The organism is Rhizobacter sp. P5_C2 (assembly GCF_054049715.1).
Window position 1 is genome coordinate 1 of sequence record NZ_JBFULV010000220.1, and the last position, 2491, is coordinate 2491.

At 67.5% G+C, this 2491-nt stretch carries 2 protein-coding genes and 1 pseudogene; 1 reads left to right on the forward strand and 2 read right to left on the reverse strand.

Annotated elements, in window-relative coordinates; all coding sequences use genetic code 11:
* Together ACXJLU_RS33105 and ACXJLU_RS33110 are read right to left on the reverse strand one after the other, a co-directional pair.
* Nucleotides 1–232: pseudogene (locus ACXJLU_RS33105) on the reverse strand (MdtA/MuxA family multidrug efflux RND transporter periplasmic adaptor subunit); the annotation flags it as partial.
* Nucleotides 233–412: 180 nt separating this feature from the next.
* Nucleotides 413–2098, reverse strand: a complete 1686-nt coding sequence (locus tag ACXJLU_RS33110; protein ID WP_457337967.1) for an electron transfer flavoprotein-ubiquinone oxidoreductase — start codon at nucleotides 2096–2098, stop codon at nucleotides 413–415.
* A 216-nt stretch (nucleotides 2099–2314) separates the two neighbouring features.
* On the opposite strand from ACXJLU_RS33110, the gene ACXJLU_RS33115 reads away from it, so the two are divergent.
* The coding region (locus ACXJLU_RS33115; protein ID WP_457337891.1) for a helix-turn-helix domain-containing protein at nucleotides 2315–2491 on the forward strand (177 nt) is incomplete at its 3' end.

The following is a 2491-nucleotide window of genomic DNA, read 5'->3' on the forward strand; positions in this document are numbered from 1 at the left end:
GGCTCCTCCTGGGCCGCCGGGTGGCTCCTCCTGGGCCGCCGGGTCCGCCCGGGCCACCGGGGCCGGCCATCGCGCCGGCGGGTGCCGCGGCAGGCCGGTGGGTGAGGTACCAGGCGAGGCCGCCCAGCAGGGCCAGGCCGATGATCGCGATCAGCGTTCCCAACCAGCGCCGGCGCGGGGCGGCAGGGAGGGGGGGCGTGGTGGCGTCTTTCGGCGTGTGGTCCATGGGCATGGGCAGGATTCAGTGGGTGATGCGTCGGCGGATGCGCGACTGTGCCACTTGTGCAAGGCGGTCCGTCGGCGGCTGGGTGCCTCGGCACTTGGCGTGCCCGCATTCCAACCGGCCAACGTTGCCGGCTTGTTGCTGCCCCGTGCCCCGGTGTCAACCCGGGGCCCCGGACTGGCGTCCGGGCTACATGCCCGCGTAGTTCGGCCCGCCACCGCCCTCGGGTGCGACCCACACGATGTTCTGCGTCGGGTCCTTGATGTCGCAGGTCTTGCAGTGCACGCAGTTCTGCGCGTTGATCTGCAGGCGGTCGGCGCCGCTGTCGTTCTTCACGAACTCGTAGACGCCGGCCGGGCAGTAGCGGGCTTCGGGCCCGGCGTACTTCGCGAGGTTGATGCCGACCGGCACCGCAGCGTCCTTCAGCGTCAGGTGCGCCGGCTGGTTCTCGCCGTGGTTGGTGTTGCTGATGAACACGCTGGAGAGCTTGTCGAAGGTCAGCTTGCCGTCGGGCTTCGGGTAGTCGATCTTCGGGCACTCGGCCGCCGGCTTCAGGCGCGCGTTGTCGGGCACCGTGCTGTGGATGGTCCACGGCGGTGCCTTGAAGCCGAGCTTGGGCAGCAGCCACAGCTCGATGCCGTTCATGATCGACGACAGGAACAGGCCTTTCTTCATCCACTGCTTGGTGTTGCGCGAGGCCTGCAGCTCTTCGTACAGCCAGCTCTTCTCGAAGGCCTGCGGGTAGGCGCTGAGCTCGTCGTGCTGGCGGCCCGACGTGACGGCGTTGAACGCGGCCTCGGCGGCCAGCATGCCGGTCTTGATGGCGGCGTGGCTGCCCTTGATGCGCGAGAAGTTCAGGAAGCCGGCTTCGCAGCCGACCAGTGCGCCGCCGGGGAACACGAACTTCGGCAGGCTCATCAGCCCGCCGCAGGTGATGGCGCGCGCGCCGTAGCCGATGCGCTTGCCGCCTTCGAGGCAGGCGCGGATGGCGGGGTGGGTCTTCCAGCGCTGCATTTCCTCGAACGGGCTGAGCCAGGGGTTGCTGTACTCGAGGCCGGTGATGAAGCCGAGCGTGACCTTGTTGTCTTCCATGTGGTACAGGAAGCCGCCGCCGTAGGTGCTGTTGTCCATCGGCCAGCCGAGCGAGTGGATGAGGTGGCCGGGTTTCGCCTTGGCGGGGTCGATCTCCCACAGCTCCTTGATGCCGAGCGCATAGGTCTGCGGATCGCGGCCGTCGTCGAGCTTGAAGCGCGCGATCAGTTGGCGGCCGAGCTGGCCGCGCGCGCCTTCGGCGAACACGGTGTACTTGGCATGCAGCTCCATGCCGAGCTGGAACTCGCCGGTCGGTTCGCCGTCCTTGCCGACGCCGAGGTTGCCGGTGGCGATGCCCTTGACCGAGCCGTCGGCGTTGTAGAGGACTTCGGCGGCCGCGAAGCCGGGGAAGATCTCGACGCCGAGAGCCTCGGCCTGCTGGCCGAGCCAGCGCACGACGTTGCCGAGGCCGACGATGTAGTTGCCGGCGTTGTGGAGGCTGGCGGGGATCAGGAACTGCGGCGTGCGCAGCGTGCCGGTCTGGCTGAGGAACAGCATCTCGTCGTGCGCGACGGGCTGGTTCAGCGGGGCGCCGAGTTCCTTCCAGTTGGGGAACAGCTCGGTGAGGGCACGCGGGTCCATGATGGCGCCGCTCAGGATGTGGGCACCGGGCTCGGAGCCCTTTTCGAGCACGACGACGGAGATCTCCTTGCCTTGGGCAGCGGCCAGCTGTTTCAGCTTGATGGCGGTCGCCAAGCCGCCGGGGCCGCCCCCGACGACCACGACGTCGTACTCCATGGATTCACGCGGGCCGTGTTGCTCGAGGATGGCTTCGGGGGTCATGTCGTTCCTTGTGTCCTGGGCGCTGCGCGCAGCGGCGGCGCTTGTCTCGGTGCGCGGCATTGTATCGACGGCGAGGGCTTAAAAGCACGATCGTTCTTTTCTGGCATTGCCGGGTCTCGCCCCGGCGGGCGAGTCACTTTCATTTGCTGGCTCAAATGAAAGTAACGGCGGTTTCAAAGGTGAAGTGCAACACTCCAGCCCCCTGAGAGCCGTTGCATGACAAGAACCTACGAACAATTGAGCGCCGAGGACCGAGGCGTGATCATGGCGCTGAGTTCCCAGGGCAGCAGCGCACGAGCCATTGCCAGGACGCTGCAACGAGCTGCCAGCACCATCACCCGCGAACTGCGGCGCAACGGCTTCCAGCGTGAGGAGGAGCAATGCGTCATGGGC